The following is a 14,216-nucleotide window of genomic DNA, read 5'->3' as shown; positions in this document are numbered from 1 at the left end:
GAGGGGGTGCTACCCGCCCGGGCGGGTTTCCGCGGTGGTGGGTGCGCCGGGGGTGTTGGACGCGGGGGCCACCACCTCCACGGGCTGGGCCTTCATCGCGCGGGCTTCGGCCGACTTGGTGGTGAGGGTGGTGTCCAGGCCCTTGGCGAAGCTGACGACCTGGGGATCCGTGCCCGCCGTGCCCAGCTTGCGCAGCGACTTCCAGAACGGGTGCTCCATGTCGCCGCTGCGCACCAGGCCCCGGGCCAGCAGCGTGGTGGCGGCGTCGCGCTCCGCGGCGCTGGAGGTGCGCAGGGTCGTCACCAGCTCCTGGGGCGCCGTGCGGGCGACCTCCCCCATGCCGCTGGCCATCTCCACCTGCGCGTCCAGGTCACCGGAGAGGGCGGAGGCGCGGCACAGCTCCATCACCCGGGCCATGGCCTCCGTGTTGCCGCCCGCGGCCAGCTCCACCATGGAGCTGACACCGGGGACGCCCACTTCCAGCGTGTGCGCCACCTGCCGCAGCCGGCCGTAGACGTCATCGCCCGCGGAGTAGCTGTCCAGGAGCGTGCGCGTGCCCAGGTAGTCGTGCGGGTTGGACTGGTAGAGGCTCTCCGCCAGCACGGCGCGCACGGCGGGGTCGCGCTCGCTGCGCCATGCGGTGCGCAGGAAGCCGATGTTGCGTTGGTCGCGCTGCTTGCCCAGCTCCAGGTACGTCTTGATGCGGTTGGCGACATCCGCCGTGGCGCCCGCGACGGCCTTGGGCCCGTCCGCGAGCGAGGCCACCGCGGTGCCCGGCCCCAGGGTGGAGCCGGTGGCGGCCACCGCCGCGCCCAGCGCATCCATGCCGGCGACGACGGGACCGGCGCGGCCCGCGTAGTCATTGACCATGATGGAGAAGGAGAACTTCTCTCCGCCCGCGGACTGCACGTAGCCGCTGAGCGCGGAGACGCCTTCCAGGGTGCCCGTCTTCGCGCGCAGCCGGCCCACGGCGTCCGTGCCGTCGAAGCGGTACTTGAGCGTGCCGTCCTTGCCGGCGATGCCCAGCGAGGACAGGTACTCCGGGGCCAGCGGGAAGCGCTCGTACATGTGGCGCAGGAGCCGGTCCATCTGCGCGGTGGAGAAGCGGTTGGCGTCGTTCAGACCGCTGCCGTTCTTCATCACGTAGGTGCCGCGCGGCAGGCCCACGTCGCGCTCCAGGAACTCCTCCACCACGTCGATGCCCTTGGCGAACGAGCCCGGCGCGCCTCGCAGCTCCGCGCCCATCGTCTTGAGGAGCGTCTCCGCGACGAAGTTGCTGGACAGCTTGTTGAGGCGCTTGAGGACGATGTCGAACGTGTCGGACTGGGACACGTGCACCATGCGGGCGCGCGAGGGCGTCAGGCCCTGCTTCACCTTGCCCTTCACCTTCACGCCGCGCGAGACGAGCAGTTGCTTGAGCGTGTTGCCGAAGTACAGGGGCGGGCTGTCGATCTTCTTCCAGACGCTCACCGCGCCGCGCTCGTCGGGCACCTGGCCCTTCACGACGATCTTCTGCCGTTCCCCGAACGCGTCGGACTTCACGGACACGCGCCGCGCGCGACCGGGGCCGCTGGTGACGGTGTTCTCCACGAGGAAGAAGTCGCTGGGCGGCTCCATGTCCACCACGGCCTTGCCGCCAGGACCGGAGCGCACATAGACGGCCACCGCGTTCCAGTTGAGGCTCACCGCGCCGGTGGGCGCCATGTACGCGCGGTCGGAGTCCTCCTGGTCGTAGCCGGGCGGGGTGCGCTCGGGATCGAACCAGGAGTCGTCCACGATGATGTCCTGCACCTCGCGCAGGCCCGCGTGGAGCAGCTCGGAGGTGATGCCGTACAGGCGCTCCGTGGTGATGGTGGGGTCGCCCTTGCCGCGCACGTAGAGCGTCTTGACCTTGCCGTCGGTGGGCAGCTCCGGCTCGACGAGGAACTCCGTCTCGTAGCGGTACTCCGGCCCCAGGGCCACGAGCGCCGCGGAGGACGTGACGAGCTTCACGTTGGAGGCGGGGTTGAGCAGTTCGTCCGCGTTGTGGCTGAACACCACCGTGCCGTCGTCCAGGCTCTGCATGTGCACGCCGACGCGGCTGCTCTTGAGCGCGGTGCGCTGCATGACCTGCACGAGCGCGTTCTTCAGCGCCTCGCGTTCAGCCTTTTTGTCGTTGGACGGCGACGCGGCAAGGGTGGCGGACGGCAGCCACAAGGCAATGGCGATCGCTGCCCAGAAGGGTCTGGCTCGAAAAACCTGCACGCACGCTCCGGGGAAGTCGCGAACCATTATGAAGAAGGGATGAAAGGGGCGGCAAGGGTGGGGGCCCGGCGACCTGCATGCCTGGGCGCTCGCTCCTCCGGAAGAAGGCATGCCCGCCTGCCTGCTTCCTGGAAACCAAGAGGATGCTGTCGCAGCATGGACGTTCCCCCTGACATCCGGTCCGTGACAGACGCCATGCCTCCCCTGCCCTTCCGCGCCGCCGTCCGGGTGGTGTCCGCCACGCTGGCCCTGCTGCTTTACGCCGGCTGCCGCGAAAAAGCGCCCCCGGCCGGCATCACGGTGTTGCTGGAGGCGCCACCGGACAGTCTGGACGATCGCTTCGCCCTCACGGCCCATGGACAACGGCTGGCGCAGCTCATCAGCCCGGGGCTGCTCACCTTCGACGACGCCAGCTCACCGGTGCCCCAACTGGCGGAGTCCTTCCGTGACGTGTCCGCCACGGTGGTGGAGTTCGTCCTGCGGCCGGGCCTCACCTTCCACGACGGCACCGCCCTCACCGCCGAGGACGTGAAGGCCACCTATGACAGCCTGCGCGACCCGGCGCTGGGCAGTCCCAAGCGCGAACGCTACGAGCCCCTGGAGCGGGTGGAGGTGGTGGATGCCCGCACGGTGCGCTTCCACCTGAAGCGCCCCTACGCGCCCCTCTTGGCGGAACTTTCCGCGGCCATCCTCCCCGCCGAGCGCGCCGGCCCCCAGGGCATCGAGGCCCAGGCCACGCACCCGGTGGGCGCGGGCCCCTTCCGCTTCGAGTCCTGGCCGGACGAGGAGCACCTGACGCTCACGCCCTTCGCGGGCTGGCATGGCGGGACGCCCGCGCTCTCACGGCTGACGTTCCGGGTGGTGCGGGATGAGACGACGCGGGTGCTGGAATTGCTCAAGGGCCGAGCGGACCTGGTGGTCAACGGGGTGTCCCCGGCGGTGCTGCCCGCGCTCCGGGAGGCGCCGCACCTGCGCGTGGTGACAAAGCCGGGCACGGGCTTCACCTATGTGGGCGTCAACCTGCGCGAGGGGCCGCTCGCGGACGTGCGCGTGAGGCAGGCGCTGTGCCACCTCATCGACGTGGGCCCGCTGGTGGAGCACAAGCTGCATGGGCTGGCGGAGCCCGCGTCCAGCATGTTGCCTCGGGAGCACTGGGCGTTCACGGCCACGCCCGCGTGCGGGTATTCACCGGAGGAGGCGGGGCGGTTGCTGGACGCGGCGGGGTATCCGGATCCGGATGGGCCCGGGGGGAAGCCCCGGCTGGCGTTCACCTTCAAGACGAGCACGGACCGGTTCCGGCGCGCGGTGGCGCTGGTGCTCAAGGAGCAGCTTGCTCGGGGGGGCGTGGCCATCGAGGTGCGCGCGCTGGAGTTCGGCACGTTCTTCGAGGACGTGCGCCGGGGCCGCTTCGAGCTGTTCACGTTGAAGTGGGCCGCCGTGATGGAGCCGGACCTGCTGCGAGGCGCGTTCCATTCGGGGAACATCCCCGGGCCGGAGAACCACTGGGGCGGCTTCAATCGGGGTGCGCTGAAGGCGCCGGCGCTGGACCGCGTGCTGGACGCGGCGACGCAGGCTCCCCGCGAGGAGCGGCGGGCGCTGTATGCCCGGGCGCAGCAGGAGCTGGATGCGCTCCTGCCCGTCATCCCCCTGTGGCACGAGGCGAGTGTCGCGGTGGTGTCGTCGAGGCTCGCGGACTTCGAGCCCAGCGCGCACGGGCTGCTCACGCCGCTGGCGAAGGCGCGGGAAGTGACACCTGCGGCCGACACCGGGAGGGCGCCGTGAGGAAGCGATGGGTGCCGGCGGCCATCGCGCTCGTTGGAACACGGCGGTGGGTGTCGCCGCGCCGCGACCTCGTGCCTGAAATGACACCCATGAGCGACATGGGGAGGGCGCCGTGAGGAAGCGACTGGTGTCCGCAGCCATCGCGCTCGTTGGCGCGCTGTTGCTGGTGTCGCTGTTCCTGTACCTCGTGCCCGGGGATCCGGTGGACGTGATGCTGGGGGAACAGGCGACGCAGGTGGACCGCGCGGCGCTGCGACGGGCGGTGGGGTTGGACCTGCCCTGGTACGCGCAGCTCTGGACGTTCACGCGCGACCTGGCCACGGGGGAGCTGCGCACATCTTTGCCTCCGTTCCAGCGCAAGGTGCTGCCGGCCCTGGGCGCCGCGCTGCCGTACACGCTGCTGCTCACGGTGGCGGCGATGGCCGTGTCCCTGCTGCTTGCGCTGCCCCTGGGCGTGATGGCGGCGGCGCGGCGGGGCACTCCGGTGGATGCGGTGGCGATGGGCGTGTCGGTGGCGGGCGTCGCCCTGCCCCGCTTCTGGCTGGGCCCGGTGCTCATCATTCTCTTCGCGCTCAAGCTGGACTGGTTGCCGGTGTCGGGCGCGGAGTCATGGCGGCACCTCGTGCTGCCGGCGTTCACGCTGGGCACCGCGCTGGCCGCGTTCCTCGCGCGGATGACTCGCGCGACGATGCTGGAGGCGCTGCGGGAGGACTACGTCACCGTGGCTCGGGCCAAGGGACTGTCGCCTCGCGTGGTGCTGTGGAAGCACGCCTTCCGCAACGCACTGCTGCCGCTGGTGACCGTGCTGGGCCTGGAGTTCGGCGCACTGCTGGGCGGGGCCATCGTGACGGAGAAGGTGTTCGCGTGGCCGGGCATGGGCACGCTGCTGCTCACCGCCATCGAAAAGCGCGACTACAACACCGTGCGCGCCACCGTGCTGCTCTTCACCTTCTGCTACGTGCTGGTGAACACGCTCACGGACGCGGCCTATGCGTGGGTCGATCCTCGCGTGCGGAGGCGCTCATGAGCGGACCTCGCCGTTTCCGGTTGCAGTCGTGGGGTGCCCGGTTCGGGCTCGCCGTGGCGTGCGTCTGGGTGTTCACCGCGCTGTTCGCCCCGTGGCTCAGTCCCCATTCGCCGGACACCATCGACCTCACGCGGGAGCTGGCACGTCCGGGCCCGGGGCACCTGCTGGGCACGGGGGAGAACGGCATCGACGTGCTCACCCACGTGCTGCATGGCGCGCGTGTGTCGCTGGAGGTGTCCTTCTTCGCGGTCCTGCTGTCGGGCGTGCTGGGCATCACACTGGGCGGCATCGCGGGATACGCGGGTGGACTCGTGGACGAGGGATTGATGCGGCTGGTGGATGTGCTGCTCGCCTTCCCCGGCATCCTGCTGGCGCTGTTCATCACCTCCGTGCTGGGCCCCAGCCTCGCCAACGTCGTCTTCGCCCTCTCCTTCACCGGGTGGACGGGCTACGCGCGACTGACGCGGGGGCAGGTGCTCACCCTGCGCGAGCGTGACTACGTGCAGGCCGCTCGCGCGCTGGGCAGCGGCCCCGGGCGCATCCTCTTGCGGCACCTGCTGCCCAACGCCGCGGGGCCGTTGCTCGTGCAGGCGACGTTCGCGCTGCCGGGGGCCATCGTCGCGGAGGCGTCCCTGAGCTTCCTGGGCCTGGGCGTCCCACCGGGCACGCCTTCGTGGGGCGCGCTGGTGGACCAGGGGACGCAGTACCTGCTGGTGGCGCCGCACGTGGCCCTCTTTCCCGGCATCGCCCTGGCCGTCACCGTGCTGGGCTTCAACCTGCTGGGCGATGCGCTTCGCGACGCGATGGATCCGCGTCACCAGGGGCCGTGAGTCGCGCTTGAAGCCCTGGGCCCGCCCTGGCAGGAAGCACGGGCGGGACCTCTGGAGGTGATGCGCGATGAAGGCCGTGGTGCAGCGGGTGCTGGAAGCGTCGGTGACGGTGGACGGCCAGCGCGTGAGCGAGATGGGCCCCGGGCTGCTCGTGCTCCTGGGCGTGGGCAAGGGCGACACCGACGCGGACCTCGCGTGGATGGTGGAGAAGCTGGCCCTGCTGCGCATCTTCGAGGACGCGGACGGGAAGATGAACCTGTCGCTGGAGGACACCTCCAAGCAGCTCATCGTCGTGAGCCAGTTCACCCTCTACGGGGATGCACGCAAGGGCCGCCGGCCCAGCTTCATCGACGCGATGGAACCGGTCGCGGCCAAGGCCCTCTACGAGCGCGCATGTGAAGCCCTGCGCAAGCGCGGCCTCTCCGTGGGCACCGGCATCTTCGGCGCGGACATGAAGGTCGCGCTGATCAACGACGGGCCCGTCACCATCCTGTTGGAGAGTCCGCCGAAGCCCGGTGCTCCGACCTAACGCACGTCCAGCGTGCGCCGGAAGAACGCCACGCCTTCCGCCTTCGTGCGCGCCTGCGACGTCGCGCGCGTCCCCGCCACCGGGTCCTTGCACAGCATCGCGATGACCTCGAAGCCCTTCGGGTAGCACTCGGGCAGGAAGGTGAAGTGACCCGCGTCGTCCAGCACCACCGTCGTCGTGGTCGCTGGAGGCAGGCGCCCGGACAGTTGCAGGCCGTGCTGCTCGTGCGGCATCAGCTCATCGCCCTTCGCGAGGATGAGCTCCACGGGCTTCTGGATGTCCGCCGTGTCCTGGGCCTCGAAGGAGGCCGCCATTCCCGGCGCCATCGCGAAGGCCGCCTTCACGCGCGGGTCCAGGTACGACGCGCGCGACTCCTTCATGTCGATGCGGCCATAGTCCACGTCGCGCAGGGCCTCGCAGCCAACCTCCTCGCGGGTGCCGGGCGTCGTGCAGCGCTTTTCGATCCACTCCAGGTTCAGCCGCAGGCCCACCAGCGCCATCGCCGTGTAGCCGCCCATGGAGTGTCCCGACGCGCCGATGCGCTCCGGATCCACGCGCGGGCCCCACTTCGGATCCTTCAAGAGATTGTCCAGGATGACCGTGAAGTCCTTCGGCCGCTCATAGGCGCGCGCGAAGCCTTCCGGGCTCGTGTCCTTGTAGGAGTTGCCCGGGTGGTTCAGCGACAGGACGATGAAGCCGTGCGCCGCCAGGTGCGCGCCGAACCAGGACAGGTCGATGCCCGACCCACCGCTGCCGTGTGACAGCAACACCAGCGGCCAGCGCGCCTGCGCGTCCGACAGCGGTGCGTCCTTGGCCCCATAGAAGGGCTTGAACACGTCCGAGGGCGCGCGGTCGTCCACCGGCGTACCGGGCGCCACCGGATACCAGATGAGCGGCTTCAGCGTGCGGTGGCGGACCGGGTCCTCGAAGGACAGCGACTGGGTGACGCCCACCGCATAGGCCGCATCCGGGCCATAGAGCGACGCGACGTCCGTGCGCGGAGCCTCGGTCGCCTTCTTCGAGGAGGCACAGCCTCCCGTCACCAGGGCCGAGGAGAGGAGCAGCGCGCCGAGGATGCGCCCGCCTCGGGGCGCGCGGGGAACCACGGAACCAACCAGGGAGCGACGGAACATGGCGGAATCCTCCAAGTCGTGGGAGCGGCCTGCGCTGCGGTTGGACTACCTCCGGGCGACAGGCCCATTGCGACGGGCCCGGGCCGTCACAGGCGGACGGTGGTCCCGCGCGTCACCAGCGCCGCCAGCCCCTGCTTCGTCTGCGCCGCGGTGCGCAGGTGCAGGGTGAGCGCGCCCAGCTCGCGGATCCACGTGGCCGCGTTCGGGCCCAACCCGGAGAACAGCACGGAGAGCGGCGGCGGCTGGGCCACGCGGCCCGACCAGTACCCCAGCACCTCTTCGCGCTCCGGCAGCACCAGCAGCTTCATCCGCTCCTGCTCGCGCGCCAGCAGCCGCTCCAGCTTGCGCGGCAGGTTCACCTGCCAGTGCGCCACCGTTCGCGCGGGCCTCCAGGCCCAGTCCGCGAAGGCGAAGCGCTCCTTCGCCGCGTACTCACCCCGGCCCTGCGTGACGAAGACGCGGTCCGGCGGGAACTCCGGGAACGGATCCCACTGCCCGGCCAGGAGCGACGCCAGCCCCTGCTCCCCCGGCGGCCTGAGCCGGAAGCTGTCCCGCACCGCCCGCGACGCCCGGGTGTCCCAGTACGGATAGGCCGGATCCTCCACCATCAGCGCCAGGTTCAGCGCCTCGTCCCATTCGTCCGCGTAGCCCCCGTGCGCGCCGGCCACCTCCCAGCCGCCGGGCCCCTCTTGCCAGGGCTGGAAGACGAGCCGGTCCACCAGGTCCATCCACCCATCCGAGTCGAGCGACCCCACGCCCCCTGGCAGCGCCGACATGGCCAGCCGCTGGCAGAGCGTGAAGGCCTGCGCGTCACCGAGCTGGCTCGCCAACAGCTCCAACGCACCGGAGGCATCCCCCATGGCGCGCGTGAAGAAGGGCAGCACCTGCTCGTGGAAGAAGCGGTCGTTGATGGGACGCAGGACGACGTCCATGGGGGGGCGCCTTCCTGTGCGGCCTTCAGGGCCGCGCGTCTTCCTGGACGATGAGGGCGTGGATGTCCGACGCCGTGGGAGCTTCCAGGATGGCGGCCCGGAAGCGCGGATTCTTGAACAGGCGCGAGATGCGGGCGAGCGCCTTCAGGTGCACCCCCGCGCTGTTCTCCGGCGCCACCAGCGCGAAGAACAGGTGCGTGGGCTTGCCGTCGATGGCCTCGAAGTCCACCCCGGTGCGCGACACGCAGAAGGCCGCCTGGAGACTGTCCATGCCCGCCAGCTTGCCGTGGGGGATGGCCACGCCCTCGCCAATGCCCGTGCTGCCCAGCTTCTCCCGCTCCTGGAGCACCGCCACCAGCCGGTCCTCGCGCAAACTCGGGTGCGCCCGCGCCAGCGTGGCACTCAGCTCGCGCAGCACCTCCGGCTTCGTGCGGGCCTGCATGTCCGCGACGACTGCTTGGGGGCTGAGGAAATCGGCGATTCTCAATGGCGCTCCCGCACTGGCGCTCCGGGCCGGCAATGATTCCTCGGCCGGCAATTACTCCTCACACTGGATTCGCGCAAGGGATGCCTGGGCGGTGGAAAGCGCTTCGCTCACTGCGCATCAGCCCCCAGGGCTCCGCTGCCTGCCAGAACCCCTGGGTCTGCCCCCGTGCCCACGGCTTCCCTTCCCGCCCCCCGCGCGTGAGCGGCGTGGGGGGCGGACCGGACTCATGACTCCAGCCTCCGAACCTGGAAGGTCGGGTCAGGTGCCGGTGGCGGCCACCGGTTCGGAGGGCAGGTGCGGTTCAATGAGCCCGAACCCGCCTTCCTTGCGGCGGTAGACGATGGACAGCGCGTGCGACTGCTGGTTCTGGAACACGTAGAAGTCGTTGTTCATCAGGTTCATCTGCATCACCGCGTCGTCCACCGACAGCGACTGGATGGCCAGATGCGTGGTGCGCACCAGGCGCGCGATCCCCGACTCGGCCGCCTGCGCGGTGTCGTGGGACGGCGTGGCGGCGGGCGGCTGCGATGCCTCGGCGGGTTCGGTGGACTCCAGGGACTCGGAGACCTCGAAGACGTCGTGGCGGACCTTGAGGGTGTTCACCAGGTCCTGGCGGTGATGGACCTTCTCCTTGCCGTGGTGCGACTTGAGCTTGTCGCGGTAGCGGCGCAGCTGGCGCTCGATCTTGTCCATCGCCAGGTCGATGGAGGCGTACATGTCATCGCTCTTCTCGCGGCCTCGGAGGACCCAGGCGCCCGAGTGGATGGTGATGTCCGCGTGGTGCAGGTGCCGCTCCAGCGACAGGACCACGTGGGCCTCTCCAGCCCGGTCCAACAGTCGGTTCACCCGATCGACCTTTTCACGGGCGTATTCCTTCAGGGAATCCGACGCTCCGAACTGACGGAAGGTGATGTTGAGCTGCATGCGTGGTCGCCTCCTAGGGAGAGAGGTAAGCTCCGTCACAGATCAGAGACGGAGCCCACGCCGAAAGCAACCCGGCCCCCCACGTAGGAACTTCCCGTCCACGACACGCGGCCGCGCAAGCGACCGCCAGAGGACACGTGTTGTGTCCGGTGCACACCACGTGAAGGTGATTCCGACCCGGGTTCCATTTTCCGGCCCGGGCCGCGTGAATCACCCTGTCACGCGAGCAGCATCCCGCCTGTCACGCCCAGCACTTCGCCATTGACGAAACGCGAAGACTTCAGGGCACGACGGCGATGACGAAGTCCTGCGAGTGGAAGATGGAGCCATCGCACGACGCCACACCCACGCACTCGCGCACGATGCCCGCGAGGCTCGCCTCCATGCTGAGCAGATGGTTCGCCTGCGGCGTGGTGGTGGGAATCGTGAGGCTCACCTTGCCGCCCTCCTGCGTGGCGGTGAGGGTGCCGGGCGCCCTGCCCCCCTCGCGCATGATCATCACGCTGACGGGACCGGGCACCTCCGTCGCGGGCTCCCAGAGAAAGGCGTACGTCTGTCCGACGCGCAGCTTGTCCGGGGTGCCCTCTTCCTGGAACGTGAAGCTGCGCTTGGCCTTGGCGTTCTGGAGCACCAGGCGCACGGTGTGGGTCGCGTCCTGGAGCTGCACGGTGATGTCGCCCACCGGTTCGCGGCCCCAGGCGCCCGGGTCGTAGTTGAAGTAGGCGCGGCTGTTCTCGCACGCGTCCCCGCGCCCGCCCACGTCGGACGCGCCGCCCGGCACCAGCGTCATGGGCTGGCCGTTGAGGGTGGCCGTCACGTCGTCCGCGAAGCGCGAACACGGGCCGTCCTCCACGGAGTAGCTGACCGTGAAGCGGTGCGCGCCCTGCGCGTCCGGCGTCTCCTCGTCGTCCACGTCCGTCAGCGCGTAGGTGAGCGAGCGGCCCGACAGCTCCGCCAGCGACATCACCTTCGTCTCGCCGCCGCCACAGCCGGCCAGCGACACGAGGGCCCCAAGGGCTCCGATTCCACGAACAGACCAGCGAGACAGCGAAGAAGACAGGGGAAGGGACATAGGGCCCGCGACCCTATCACTCCCGCGCGAGCAGTCCGGTGAGCCGTGCCCGCACGCCCGCCCACTCCGTGTCGAGGACGCTGTAGTACGCGCTGTCGCGCACGATGCCGCCGCGCACCAGCATGTGGTTGCGCAGGAGGCCCTCGAACGTGGCCCCCAGCCGCTCGATGGCCGCGCGCGAGCGCACGTTGCGCCGGTCGGTCTTCAACTGCACGCGCATCACCGCCAGCGTGTCGAACGCGTGGCGAAGCAGCAGGTACTTGCACTCGGTGTTCACCCGCGAGCGCCACACCCGCCGGCCCAGCCACGTGGAGCCGATTTCAAGCGTGCGGAAGTCACGCTGGATCTCCATGAAGCGCGTGGTGCCCACCACGTCCCCGCCTTCGCGCAGGCAGATCGCGAAGGGCTGCTCGGTGCCCGCGGCCCGGGCCTTGAGCGCGGAGGCGACGTAGTCCGCCACGTCCGCTTCCGTGCGCAGCACGCGTGAGAAGTGCGTGAACAGCTCCGGCTCGCAGAGCGCCGCGAGCGCGGGCACGTGGTCGGTGCTCAACGGCACCAGCCGCACCGTGGTCCCCTCCAGCGTGACAGGCGGGACGACCAGGGGCAGGGGCTCCCGGCGGGGAGCGTCGGCGTCACCGGGGAAGGAAGCAGGGGGCACGGGGTCCATGGACCGCTTCATGCCCCAACTCCGGCCCTCACGGGCAGGGCCGGTTGAGACAAAGCGCTAGTAGTAGCGCTTGCGCTTGCTGCTGGGGAGGATGCCCAGCACCTCGCGGTACTTGGCCACCGTGCGCCGGGCGATTTCGGTGCCCTGCGAACGCAGCAGCTCGACAATCTTCTGGTCCGAGTACGGGTTGCGCGAGTCTTCCTGCGACACGAGCTGCTTGATGTGGTGCTTCACCGCTTCGCTGGCCGTGTCCTCACCGGACACGCGCGCGATGGACGAGTTGAAGAAGTACTTCAGCTCGAAGATGCCCTGCGGCGTGTGCACGTACTTGCTCGTCGTCACGCGGCTGACGGTGGACTCGTGCATGCCGATGTCCTCCGCCACGTCGCGCAGGATGAGGGGCTTCAGGTGCGCGATGCCCTTGTCCAGGAAGTCCTTCTGGAACTTCACGATGCTCTCGGTGACCTTGTAGATGGTCCGCTGCCGCTGGTGGATGGAGCGGATGAGCCACATCGCGCTGCGCAGCTTGTCCTGGATGAAGTCCTTCGTCTGGCCAGGGCTCACCGCGCCGTTCTTCAGCGCGTTCCGGTACATGCCGGAGATGCGCAGCTTGGACAGGCCGTCGTCGTTGAGGACGACGGTGTAGTCCTCCTCGCCCAGCTTGTAGACGAAGACGTCGGGGGTGATGTACTGCGCGTCGTCCCCGCTGAAGTTGCGGCCCGGCCGCGGGTCCAGCTTGGGCAGCAGCCTGGCCGCCGCCACGACCTCTTCCAGGGTGACCTTGAGGTCCTTGGCGATGGCCGGCAGGTTCTTGGATTCCAGGTACTTCATGTGCCGCTTGATGATGAGGCCCATGAGCGCGGCGCTCGGGTCCTTCATCGCCTGGAGCTGGATGAGCAGGCACTCCTGGAGGTCGCGCGCGCCACAGCCGCGGGGCTCCAGGTTCTGGATGCGGCGCAGGGTGCGCTCGGCGACGTGCATGGGCACGTCCGCCTCGTTGGACAGGCGGATGAGCGGGTCGCCCTCCACGTCCGGGAGCTTGAGGTAGCCGTCGTCGTCCAGGTTGCCCAGGATGAGCACCGCCACGCGGCGCTCGGCCTCGTTGAGCCGCAGCGTGCCCAGCTGCTCCTGGAGGTGGTCGACCAGGTCCTCCTTCTTCACCATGTTGGCTTCGAACGACGGCAGGTCGTCCGTGGCCACGTTGCCCTTGTTGGAGGCGGTGGTGGGCTCGTTGAACTGGTAGCTGTTGAGGTACGCCTCCCAGTCGATTTCCGGCGGGCCTTCCCCGTCCGCCTTGAAATCCTGGGCCGTCTCGGGATTCGCGGAAGGCATGTCGCCGTCGCGGACGGCCTCGGCGTTGTCGGCCTCCAGCGAGGCCTCGCCCGGCTCCTTCTCACTGACCTCGCCCGGCATGCCCTCCTCGGGCTGCTCCAGGAGCGGGTTCTGCTCCATCTCCTCCCGGACCTGGTCCAGGAGTTCCATCCGAGAGAGCTGGAGGAGCTTGATGGCCTGCTGCAGCTGGGGCGTCATCACCAGCTGCTGCGCGAGCTTCAGGCTCTGTTTGAGTTCCATCGCCATGTGGGGGCGTCTCCAGAAGACGTGCGTGCCGACTCGATGGGGGTTCCCATCAAGGACCGTGCCAACCTAACAAGGCGATCCGGCCACGTCCAGTGCCCCTCCGCATGGTTCTTGATTTGCAGTGTGAAAAATCCGCAAGAAATCCAGAAGGTTGCCGCAACCCCCGCCTGCCTGCCCTGTGTTCAAACGTCGACGCAAAAGCGGGGCCAACTTCACGCTGAGCATCTGGAGACGTACGAACAGTGCGAACCGTCAAGGGGCCTGGAGACGGAAGCGGTCTCCCAGGTAGACGGCGCGCGCGCGGGCGGACCCGGCGATCTGCGCGGGGGTCCCCTCTTCGAGGATCTGTCCCTGTGCGATGATGTAGGCTCGGTCACAGATGCCCAGGGTGTCCTGGACGTTGTGGTCGGTGATGAGGATGCCCAGGCCCCGCTCGCGCAGCAGGTGGATCTGCCGCTGGAGGTCGCCCACGTTGATGGGGTCCACGCCGGCGAAGGGCTCGTCGAAGAGGATGAAGCGGGGGGCGGGAATGAGGCTGCGGGCGATTTCGGCGCGCCGGCGCTCACCGCCGGAGAGCGTCTCCCCCCAGGACTCGGCCACGTGGGTGAGGCCGAACTCCTCCAGGAGGGTGTCGGCGCGCTTCTTGCGGTCGGCGCTGCCCAGGCCCTTCTGGAGTTCCAGCACGGCCAGGAAGTTCTCGCGCACCGTGAGCTTGCGGAAGACGGAGGCCTCCTGCGGCAGGTAGCCCACGCCCCGGCGCGCGCGGCGGTGCATGGGCAGGTGGGTGAGGTCCTCGTCGCCCACGTGCACCCGGCCCGCGTCCGGCGTCACCAGGCCCACGACCATGTTGAAGCTCGTGGTCTTGCCGGCGCCGTTGGGGCCCAGCAGGCCCACCACCTCGCCGGGGGCGACGTTGAAGGCGACGTCCCGCACCACCTGGCGGCCCCGGAAGGCCTTCTGGAGCCCTTCGGCGTACAGCTTCGCGCCCCCGGTCATGGAGGGGTGCTCCCG

13 protein-coding genes are annotated in these 14,216 nt (G+C 69.6%); 4 read left to right on the top strand and 9 right to left on the bottom strand.

What is annotated here, in order from left to right:
* Positions 1 to 9: 9 nt before the first annotated feature.
* Positions 10 to 2,244: a D-alanyl-D-alanine carboxypeptidase/D-alanyl-D-alanine endopeptidase gene (gene dacB / locus D7Y13_RS27055; protein ID WP_120585360.1), complete on the bottom strand. Its 2,235-nt coding sequence runs from the start codon at positions 2,242 to 2,244 to the stop codon at positions 10 to 12.
* A 156-nt stretch (positions 2,245 to 2,400) separates the two neighbouring features.
* On the opposite strand from dacB, the gene D7Y13_RS27050 reads away from it, so the two are divergent.
* From D7Y13_RS27050 to dtd, 4 genes are all read left to right on the top strand, one after another.
* Positions 2,401 to 4,026 carry an ABC transporter substrate-binding protein gene (locus D7Y13_RS27050; protein WP_120585361.1) on the top strand — a complete coding sequence of 542 codons (1,626 nt, stop codon included), beginning with the start codon at positions 2,401 to 2,403 and terminating at the stop codon, positions 4,024 to 4,026.
* A gap of 112 nt (positions 4,027 to 4,138) precedes the next feature.
* Positions 4,139 to 5,053: an ABC transporter permease gene (locus D7Y13_RS27045; RefSeq protein WP_120533697.1), complete on the top strand. Its 915-nt coding sequence runs from the start codon at positions 4,139 to 4,141 to the stop codon at positions 5,051 to 5,053.
* The gene (locus D7Y13_RS27040; protein WP_120585362.1) at positions 5,050 to 5,883 is read left to right on the top strand and encodes an ABC transporter permease; all 834 of its coding nucleotides are present in this window, start codon (positions 5,050 to 5,052) and stop codon (positions 5,881 to 5,883) included. The genes D7Y13_RS27045 and D7Y13_RS27040 overlap by 4 nt, the downstream gene beginning before the upstream one ends.
* A gap of 67 nt (positions 5,884 to 5,950) precedes the next feature.
* Positions 5,951 to 6,412, top strand: coding sequence for a D-aminoacyl-tRNA deacylase (dtd, locus tag D7Y13_RS27035; protein WP_120533699.1), 462 nt, complete (start codon positions 5,951 to 5,953; stop codon positions 6,410 to 6,412).
* Here dtd and D7Y13_RS27030 read toward each other — a convergent pair.
* The 8 genes from D7Y13_RS27030 to lptB all read right to left on the bottom strand — a co-directional run bounded on the left by D7Y13_RS27030 (position 6,409) and on the right by lptB (position 14,201).
* Positions 6,409 to 7,545: an alpha/beta hydrolase family protein gene (locus D7Y13_RS27030; RefSeq protein ID WP_120585363.1), complete on the bottom strand. Its 1,137-nt coding sequence runs from the start codon at positions 7,543 to 7,545 to the stop codon at positions 6,409 to 6,411. The genes dtd and D7Y13_RS27030 overlap by 4 nt on opposite strands.
* Before the next feature lie 86 nt (positions 7,546 to 7,631).
* Positions 7,632 to 8,477 (bottom strand): hypothetical protein, encoded by an 846-nt coding sequence (locus D7Y13_RS27025; protein ID WP_120585364.1) that lies wholly within the window; start codon positions 8,475 to 8,477, stop codon positions 7,632 to 7,634.
* Between the two features lie 25 nt (positions 8,478 to 8,502).
* On the bottom strand, positions 8,503 to 8,964 hold the full coding sequence (locus D7Y13_RS27020) for a PTS sugar transporter subunit IIA (protein WP_120533702.1): 462 nt from the start codon (positions 8,962 to 8,964) through the stop codon (positions 8,503 to 8,505).
* Between the two features lie 258 nt (positions 8,965 to 9,222).
* Complete coding sequence (gene hpf / locus D7Y13_RS27015; protein ID WP_120533703.1) at positions 9,223 to 9,888, bottom strand: ribosome hibernation-promoting factor, HPF/YfiA family; 666 nt, start codon at positions 9,886 to 9,888, stop codon at positions 9,223 to 9,225.
* A gap of 280 nt (positions 9,889 to 10,168) precedes the next feature.
* A complete protein-coding gene (locus tag D7Y13_RS27010; RefSeq protein WP_233595870.1) occupies positions 10,169 to 10,891 on the bottom strand; it encodes a hypothetical protein in 723 nt (240 codons plus the stop codon).
* Positions 10,892 to 10,976: 85 nt separating this feature from the next.
* Positions 10,977 to 11,639 (bottom strand): GNAT family N-acetyltransferase, encoded by a 663-nt coding sequence (locus tag D7Y13_RS27005; RefSeq protein WP_120533704.1) that lies wholly within the window; start codon positions 11,637 to 11,639, stop codon positions 10,977 to 10,979.
* 45 nt (positions 11,640 to 11,684) lie between these two features.
* Entirely contained in the window at positions 11,685 to 13,205 is a 1,521-nt protein-coding gene (gene rpoN / locus D7Y13_RS27000; RefSeq protein ID WP_120533705.1) for an RNA polymerase factor sigma-54, read from the bottom strand.
* Between the two features lie 252 nt (positions 13,206 to 13,457).
* Positions 13,458 to 14,201 carry an LPS export ABC transporter ATP-binding protein gene (lptB, locus tag D7Y13_RS26995; protein WP_120533706.1) on the bottom strand — a complete coding sequence of 248 codons (744 nt, stop codon included), beginning with the start codon at positions 14,199 to 14,201 and terminating at the stop codon, positions 13,458 to 13,460.
* Positions 14,202 to 14,216: the final 15 nt, after the last annotated feature.

The organism is Corallococcus praedator (assembly GCF_003612125.1).
Taxonomy (GTDB): domain Bacteria; phylum Myxococcota; class Myxococcia; order Myxococcales; family Myxococcaceae; genus Corallococcus; species Corallococcus praedator.
Note: the sequence above shows the minus strand (reverse complement) of the source record. Positions and strands in the feature narration are given on the sequence as shown.

What these genes read in the sequence shown, in the direction of transcription:
- D7Y13_RS27050 (WP_120585361.1), top strand. Translation starts at nt 2,401, where the DNA reads ATGGACGTTCCCCCTGACATCCGGTCCGTGACAGACGCCATGCCTCCC.
- D7Y13_RS27040 (WP_120585362.1), top strand. Translation starts at nt 5,050, where the DNA reads ATGAGCGGACCTCGCCGTTTCCGGTTGCAGTCGTGGGGTGCCCGGTTC.
- dtd (WP_120533699.1), top strand. Translation starts at nt 5,951, where the DNA reads ATGAAGGCCGTGGTGCAGCGGGTGCTGGAAGCGTCGGTGACGGTGGAC.
- D7Y13_RS27030 (WP_120585363.1), bottom strand. Translation starts at nt 7,545, where the DNA reads ATGTTCCGTCGCTCCCTGGTTGGTTCCGTGGTTCCCCGCGCGCCCCGA.
- D7Y13_RS27025 (WP_120585364.1), bottom strand. Translation starts at nt 8,477, where the DNA reads ATGGACGTCGTCCTGCGTCCCATCAACGACCGCTTCTTCCACGAGCAG.
- hpf (WP_120533703.1), bottom strand. Translation starts at nt 9,888, where the DNA reads ATGCAGCTCAACATCACCTTCCGTCAGTTCGGAGCGTCGGATTCCCTG.
- D7Y13_RS27005 (WP_120533704.1), bottom strand. Translation starts at nt 11,639, where the DNA reads ATGAAGCGGTCCATGGACCCCGTGCCCCCTGCTTCCTTCCCCGGTGAC.
- rpoN (WP_120533705.1), bottom strand. Translation starts at nt 13,205, where the DNA reads ATGGCGATGGAACTCAAACAGAGCCTGAAGCTCGCGCAGCAGCTGGTG.
- lptB (WP_120533706.1), bottom strand. Translation starts at nt 14,201, where the DNA reads ATGACCGGGGGCGCGAAGCTGTACGCCGAAGGGCTCCAGAAGGCCTTC.